Source organism: Gordonia sp. NPDC003950, from assembly GCF_053605205.1.
On record NZ_JBSGIT010000017.1, the window covers coordinates 113008 to 119716 of the forward strand.

Genomic DNA, 6709 nt, shown 5'->3' on the forward strand with positions numbered 1-6709 from the left:
CCCACAGTGACGTCGGGTGGCGGGAAAACGATCTGTTGAGTGAGACACAGACCCAGGACATCAGCCGTGCGATCCCGGTGTTCTTCCTCTCCGATAGCACCGGAATCAGCGCCGAGACCATGGGCAATGCCCTGTTGCTCCACTTTCCCGACCACCGGTTTGAACGGACCCTCATCCCGTTCATCACCACGCCCGACGATGCCCGCGAGGTGGTGGCGCAGATCGACACCACCATGGACGGCGGCGTCACACCGCTGGTGTTCGTGACGGCCGCACTCGACGATGTCCGTCAGGAACTCCACAAGTCCCGTGCGCCGCTGATCGACTTCTTCGACATGCACATGCTGGAGGTCGAGCGCATCCTCGGCGTCCGGGGTGCCCGGACTCCGGCACGGCTCCACGGGGTCGGCGACGTCAAGCGCTATAACGCGCGGATGCAGGCGGTGGAGTACGCGATCGAACACGACGACGGCCAGAGCGTCCGATCCCTGGACAAGGCCGACGTGATCCTGGTGGCCCCGTCGCGCTGCGGCAAGACGCCGACGACCATGTACCTCGCCCTGCAGCACGGGTTGCGTGTCGCCAACTATCCCCTCGTCGAGGAGGATCTGGCGAGTACCGATCTGCCCCGCCCGATCCGGCACCTGCAGGATCGCTGCTTCGGGATCATCACCAGCGCCGCCCGTCTGCACGCGGTCCGGACGGAGCGTCGCCCGGACTCGACATATGCCTCACTCCGGCAGTGCGCCTACGAGCTGCGTCGTGCCGAGGAGCTCTACCGCATGCATCACCTGCCGGTCATCGACTCGTCGGCGAAGTCCGTCGAGGAGATGTCCACGCTCATCCTGCAAGTACTCGCCCGCCGACCCCGAGTCCTGCACTGACTCGATCCCGCACTGAGGAGCAACACATGACCGACAACATCCGATGGTTCGCCGACCTCGGCCTTGCCGACCTCGAGCAGGTGGGCGGGAAGAATGCCTCGCTGGGTGAGATGGTGCGCAACCTGACCGACGTCGGCGTCCGGGTCCCCAACGGATTCGCCACCACCGCCGACGCCTACCGGCGCTTCCTGAATCAGCCGGGCGCCGACGGCCTCAGCCTGGCCAAGCGGATCAGTGCACGACTGGCCGACCTCGACACCGACGATGTGCAGGCGCTCGCGGAGGCCGGACGTGAGATCCGGGCCGCGGTCATGGATCAGCCGTTCCCCGAGGACCTCGACGCCGACGTCCGGACGGCGTTCGCGGAACTGTCCGGCGGCTCGGACGAGGCGTCGTTCGCCGTGCGCTCGAGTGCGACCGCCGAGGACCTGCCGGATGCCTCCTTCGCCGGGCAACAAGAGACCTTCCTCAACGTGCGCGGGATCGACGCCATCGTGCAGGCGATCAGGGAGGTCTTCGCCTCGCTGTACAACGATCGCGCCATCGCCTACCGGGTGCACCACGAGTTCGACCACGACGCCGTCGCCCTCTCCGCCGGAGTGCAACAGATGGTCCGCTCCGACATCGGCGCGTCCGGCGTCATGTTCACCATCGACACCGAGTCGGGCTTCGCCGACGCGGTCTTCGTGACCTCCTCCTACGGCCTCGGTGAAGCGGTCGTCCAGGGTGCGGTGAATCCCGACGAGTTCTACGTCTACAAGCCGGCCCTGCGTGCCGGTCGTCCGGCGATCCTCAAGCGTGGCATCGGCTCCAAGGCCACCAAGATGGTCTACACCGACGACCGCGCGGTCGGGCGGACGACCGAGTTCGTCGATGTCGATCCGGCGCAGCGAAAGCTGCTCAGCCTCAACGACAGTGAGGTCCAGGCCCTCGCCCGTCAGGCCCTGCTGATCGAGGAACACTACGGGCGGCCGATGGACATCGAGTGGGGCAAGGACGGCGTCGACGGCGAGCTGTACATCCTCCAGGCCCGTCCCGAGACCGTGCAGTCGCGCGCGGCGGTCACCGGCCAACAGCGGTATCGCCTCAACGAGACCGGACCGCTCCTCGTCGAGGGCCGCGCGATCGGCGCCCGCATCGGCTCCGGCGCTGTTCGCATCCTGGACTCGGTGGATCAGATGCATGAGTTCCAGGCCGGCGAGGTCCTCGTCGCGGACATGACCGATCCCGACTGGGAGCCGATCATGAAGCGCGCCAGCGCCATCGTGACCAATCGCGGTGGCCGTACCTGCCACGCGGCGATCATCGCCCGCGAACTGGGTATCCCCGCGGTCGTCGGCACGGGTGGTGCCACGAGGTCACTCGCGGCGGGCCGCGAGGTCACCGTCTCCTGCGCCGAGGGCGACGCCGGCTATGTCTACGACGGCTTGCTCGACTTCGACGTCACCGAGTCCTCGATCGAGTCGATGCCCGAGATCCGCACCAAGATCATGATGAACGTCGGCACGCCCGAGCAGGCGTTCGCCTTCTCCCGACTCCCGAACAGCGGTGTCGGATTGGCGCGCCTGGAGTTCGTCATCAATCGCCAGATCGGTATCCACCCGAAGGCACTGCTCGATTTCGGCTCCTTGGAGGGCCCCCTCAAGGAGCAGATCGGCGAGGCGATCGCCGCCTATCCGAGCCCTCGTGACTTCTTCGTCGATCGGGTGGCCGAGGGCGTCGCGACCATCGCCGCCGCGTTCGCGCCGCACCCGGTGATCGTACGGATGTCGGACTTCAAGTCCAATGAATACGCGAAGCTCGTCGGCGGCGAGCTGTACGAGCCGGAGGAGGAGAACCCGATGATCGGGTACCGCGGCGCGTCGCGGTACCTGTCGAAGGATTTCGCCGACTGTTTCGAGATGGAATGCGCGGCGCTGAAGTACGTACGCAACGAGATGGGCCTGACCAACGTCAAGATCATGATTCCGTTCGTGCGCACCCTCACCGAGGCCGAGGGCGTGATCTCGCTGCTCGACTCCCATGGGCTGCGTCGCGGTGAGAACGGTCTCGAGGTGATCATGATGTGTGAGGTGCCCTCCAACGCGGTCATCGCCGATGCATTCCTCGATCACTTCGACGGTTTCTCCATCGGCTCCAACGACATGACGCAGCTGACGTTGGGACTCGACCGCGACTCCGCGCTCGTGGCGGACGCGTTCGATGAGCGCGATCCGGCTGTGAAACACATGCTCGGCCTGGCCATCTCGGCCTGCAAGGCGCGCGGCAAGTACGTGGGCATCTGCGGGCAGGGCCCGAGCGATCACGCCGACCTCGCGGAGTGGTTGCTCGAGCAGGGCATCGAATCGATGTCACTGAATCCCGATACCGTGGTCGACACCTGGATGCGGTTGGCCGCGCACGGTTGATCACCGGGCTCTTCGGCGGGCCTCGATCACCTTGTCGCGCACCTCGGCCGGCCACACATTTCGCGTGGGCGCCACCGCGTCTACTGCGGACAGGGCGGCGGCGTAGCGGGCGAGCGCGCGGCGATCACCCGCGGATGCAGTGACGCCGAGGTACCCGGTCGCGATCGGATGCTGGATCGCGCGCACCGCGCGGGTGGGTAGTCTCCGGAAGATCCAGTGATCGGGTCGCAACAGTTGCTGTCGATACCAGTCGAGTCCCGGTTCCGGGTCGAGTTCGGTGGCCAGTGCGTCGGCGAAGTACTCGTCGAACTCGCTCACCGTCGGCGGCATCTCCCGCGCGGAGATCCCGAAGCGCCGATACCACTCGCAGGTCTCGGCGTACAGCTGCGGACCGAGACCACCGAAGAAGACATCGACGCAAGTGAAGAGCGCGTCGACGTACGTGGCGTGTTCGAAGAAGAACACGCTCGGATTGAGTGCGTGGTAACGCTTTCCGTCGGCGCGCTCGCCGTGGAAGGCGTCGTGGCTGTAGCGAATCATCCGCACACCGTCGAAGTCCGCCTCGTACGCCGACCGTACGAGGCACGGGGCGGTGCGGTGTTTGTGGACGAAGACACGGGATATACCGCCCGGCAGATCGACGGCCGGGCTGAGAGGTCGACGGCGGACGACCGACACTGGACACGTCGAACGATCCGGATACTTCCCGAGGTGACACATGCCGCACTCCACGGACCACGGCCGTCGGCGCCTCACGTTGGTCACCGCACTCCCGGCATCGGCCGTACTCGTGCTGGCCGGGTGCAGCGCCGACGGCGACCCCAACCCGGTGTGGACGCCAGCGCCGCCATCCTCCGCGGTGATCTCGACGGGTCACCGTGACGTCGCCGGTGACCACCCCGCCACCGGCGACTCCCGACCACCAGGCCGACGACGTACCGGCGACCCTCGGTCCAACGCCGAGATCAACTCGATCGGCGCGCAGACCGGCGTCTGTCCGGCCCCGATTCCCGGCCAGTGACGCTGCGGCCACCCGCCATCCGGTGATCCCGTGCCGGGTAACGTCGGTCGCACCGAGTGCGAGGAGGTCCACCGATGACGGGGTTCGACAGGGATGCGGCGAAAGCGTTCCAGAGGCGCATGGTCGGCGTACTCAACGACTCCGCGCTCGGCCTACTCCTCGGTATCGGCGACGAGTTGGGACTGCTCGACGTGCTCGCCCGCACCGGACCGGCGGACTCGGCCACACTCGCGGCGGCCGCCGGTGTCGACGAGCGTTACCTGCGGGAATGGCTGAACGGGATCGTCGTGGGCGACGTCGCCGAGTACGACCCTGCGACCAGTCATTACTCGCTGCCTCCGGAAAGGGCGGTCTGCCTCACCCCTGCCGACGGCCCGGTGAACCTGGCCCGCAGCCTCCGGATGCTCACCATGCTCGCCGGGGTGGAACCCGAGTTGCGCGAACCGTTCCGGCATGGCGGCGGGCTGGGATATGACCGGTTCCCCGGATTCCACGCGCTGATGGCCGCCACCGCGCGAGCCACCCACGACGGGGGTCTGCTCGACGACGTGGTGCCCGCGGTGCCCGGGCTGCACGAGTTGCTGACCCGCGGCGCAGTGGTGGCCGACGTGGGCTGCGGCTCGGGGCATGCCGTCAATCTCCTGGCACGTGCCTACCCCACGAGCACCTTCGTCGGATACGACCTCGGCACCGAGGCGATCGAGGTGGCGCGCGCAGGGGCGAGTGACTGGGGACTCACGAACGCCACGTTCGAGATCCGAGACGTCGCACATCTCGACGAGACCGACACCTACGACGTCGTGACGGCGTTCGACGCGATTCACGATCTGGCGTTCCCCGACCGGGTACTCGCATCCATCGCGACCGCGCTGCGTCCCGGCGGCACATTCCTGATGGTCGACATCAAGGCCCAGTCCGCGGTCGAGGACAACATGTCGTTGCCCTGGGCGACGTATCTCTACACGATCAGTCTGATGCATTGCATGACCGTCTCCCTCGCCCAGGGCGGTGCCGGGCTCGGGACCGTGTGGGGCCGGCAGACCGCGGAACGCATGCTGGGCGAGGCGGGCCTGGTCGACGTCGAGGTCAAGGAGGTCCGAACCGACCCCTTCGACTATTTCTACGTCGCGCACAAGCCGCCGTCTCCGGTCGGGTGACTCGACCGCGGGCGACGGGTCAGCAGATGTCGATCGCCGACGAGCTACTGCCGAATCTCAGCATCCGGTAGGCCATGACTCCCTCGCACAGACCGATGTCGGAGGCGATCATGGTCACCGGCGACCCCGGCCCGATCGACTACACCGAGGACTCCCCGGGCGGTCCACTCATCCCAAACCGGCCTTGGACCCGGCCAACTTCCGCGCCGCGCATCGGTCATGCAACCGCTCACGCGGGGACGCGAAGGTGAAGACAACCCTCTGCATCCTGTCCGAGGACTGGCGACCCCCCAGGGGGTCGGATCACAAACGAACGCCCCTCGCGGAGCCTCCGCCAGTCTGGTTTCGTGTTCACAACACGGCCAACACCAGCCACGTTCTCCAGCGCGATTGACCAGCACGAACCACCAAGGAGAACCCTCATGCGCGACGTACAACGCGATGACCGTGCCAGGGCCTCGGCGGCCCGCACCCCTGACGAACAGGCCCCCGAACTCGTCGCCGCAGCCTTGGACCTCCCAGCCGCCGACTGACCCGCGACACGCCCCACGTGACATGAAATGTCATACGGGACAACGGGTTCCGACGGTGATAGTCTCGGCCCCGATCGTCGCCCCGGGCCTGGCCCCCCTCGGCCGCCATTTCAACACGGACTGCTCGGTGAGAAGTGTCCCCCGGGCCCGGATCGCCCGCCGGTAGCGGTCATTCACACTCTCGATCGCGTTGGTCGAGCAGATCACCCGCCGGATTTCGGTGTCGTAGTCCAGGAATGGTACTCGGGCCGAGCGTTCTCCCATTGCCGGATGATCGCCGGAAACCGCTGGCCCCACGCGGCGGCGAACTCGGCGAACCGTTCCTTGGCGGCAGCTTCGGTCGCGGGCGGCGTACACGGGTTTGAGGTCCCGCGCCATCTGATCCAATACTTACGCAACGCATACCGAAAGGTGTTGCGTATCAGGTGGATCACGCAGGTTTGGATCACCGCCGCCAGCCACACAGCGGCGATCGCATCCGGGAACCCCATCAATCCGTCGCAGACCGCGATGCACACATCAGCGGTGCGCGGGTCAGCACCAGAGGCTGATCGCAGTTAAGGCAAATAGGAAATCAATTGATTGAATCGCCCCGGGTTTGCTGGAGGCTCGGTTAGTTGGTTCCAGCGGATGCCGGGACCGGGTTCTCACGGTAGCTGGTGACCGTGTAGGTCGACCAGTAGGCGGCCTCGTACTCGACGGGTGG

General features: G+C 66.6%; 5 protein-coding genes and 1 pseudogene. 4 read left to right on the forward strand and 2 right to left on the reverse strand.

Features of this window, described 5'->3' with window-relative positions:
- The first annotated feature begins 35 nt into the window (after nucleotides 1–35).
- Nucleotides 36–884 carry a pyruvate, water dikinase regulatory protein gene (locus ACWETB_RS16090; RefSeq protein WP_449744343.1) on the forward strand — a complete coding sequence of 283 codons (849 nt, stop codon included), beginning with the start codon at nucleotides 36–38 and terminating at the stop codon, nucleotides 882–884.
- 26 nt (nucleotides 885–910) lie between these two features.
- Nucleotides 911–3292 (forward strand): phosphoenolpyruvate synthase, encoded by a 2382-nt coding sequence (gene ppsA / locus ACWETB_RS16095; RefSeq protein ID WP_449744342.1) that lies wholly within the window; start codon nucleotides 911–913, stop codon nucleotides 3290–3292.
- On the opposite strand, the gene ACWETB_RS16100 is transcribed toward ppsA, so the two are convergent.
- Entirely contained in the window at nucleotides 3293–4012 is a 720-nt protein-coding gene (locus ACWETB_RS16100; protein ID WP_452212216.1) for an oxygenase MpaB family protein, read from the reverse strand.
- On the opposite strand from ACWETB_RS16100, the gene ACWETB_RS16105 reads away from it, so the two are divergent.
- Both ACWETB_RS16105 and ACWETB_RS16110 read left to right on the forward strand, forming a co-directional pair.
- The gene (locus ACWETB_RS16105) at nucleotides 4011–4313 is read left to right on the forward strand and encodes a hypothetical protein (protein WP_452212218.1); all 303 of its coding nucleotides are present in this window, start codon (nucleotides 4011–4013) and stop codon (nucleotides 4311–4313) included. The two genes, ACWETB_RS16100 and ACWETB_RS16105, sit on opposite strands and share 2 nt — an antisense overlap.
- A 74-nt stretch (nucleotides 4314–4387) precedes the next feature.
- Nucleotides 4388–5470, forward strand: a complete 1083-nt coding sequence (locus ACWETB_RS16110) for a class I SAM-dependent methyltransferase (protein WP_449744339.1) — start codon at nucleotides 4388–4390, stop codon at nucleotides 5468–5470.
- A 563-nt stretch (nucleotides 5471–6033) separates the two neighbouring features.
- Here the strand turns inward: ACWETB_RS16110 and ACWETB_RS16115 are convergent.
- Nucleotides 6034–6521 (reverse strand): annotated as a pseudogene (locus tag ACWETB_RS16115) (transposase).
- Nucleotides 6522–6709 lie beyond the last annotated feature (188 nt).